Here is an 869-nt window from a genome sequence, read left to right as displayed (position 1 = left end):
CAGAGCCGCGGCCCCAGCGATTCGCTGGGGCCGCGGCTTTTTGTGTTTTTGCGGGACGAATTGAACTGGCTGGTAGCCCGTGAGCGGGTGCCTGCCGGGTGCGGGACAATGTAGGTCGGTGGGTGCCTCGACGGTGGCCACTGGGATGTTGCTGGTAGATCAGAAGGAGTCAGGTCAATGTCGAACCCCCCTCAGGGACGCCCGGAGCGCCGTTCGGGTGACGGATCGCAGGGCGCCGCGGGTGCGGGCGGCCGGCGTGACTCCCGCGGCGGCGGCTACAACCGTGACGGCCGCGACAGCCGTGACGATCGCGGCCCCCGCCGTGACGACCGTCCCTCGGGCGGCGGGTACAACCGGGATGACCGTCCCCGTGGTGGCGGTGGCGGGTTCAACCGTGACGACCGTGGCCCGCGTCGCGACGACCGTCCGTCCTCGGGCGGCGGCGGTAGCTACCGTCGCGATGACCGTCCCTCCGGCGGCGGCTACAACCGCGACACCCGTGACGATCGCGGCCCGCGTCGCGACGACCGTCCGTCCTACGGCGGGGGCGGTGGCAGCTACCGTCGCGACGACCGCCCGTCCTCTGGCGGCGGGTTCAACCGGGATGACCGTCCTCGTGGTGGCGGTGGCGGGTTCAACCGTGACGACCGTGGCCCGCGTCGCGACGACCGTCCGTCCTCGGGCGGCGGCGGTAGCTACCGTCGCGACGACCGTCCCTCGGGCGGCGGATTCAACCGTGACGACCGGCCGCGTGGCGGCGGCTACAACCGCGATGACCGCCCTTCCGGTGGCGGTTACAACCGTGATGACCGTCCGCGCAGCTTCAACCGCGACGACCGCGGCCCGCGTCGAGATGACCGTCCCTCCGG

General features: G+C 72.2%; 1 pseudogene. It reads right to left on the bottom strand.

The features are described from left to right. Positions 1–174 precede the first annotated feature (174 nt). Positions 175–869, bottom strand: a pseudogene (locus TR46_RS45560) (hypothetical protein); the annotation flags it as partial.

Origin of the sequence: Streptacidiphilus carbonis (assembly GCF_000787775.1) — a bacterium.
Taxonomy (GTDB): domain Bacteria; phylum Actinomycetota; class Actinomycetes; order Streptomycetales; family Streptomycetaceae; genus Streptacidiphilus; species Streptacidiphilus carbonis.
This window is presented reverse-complemented; position numbering and strand designations above follow the sequence as displayed.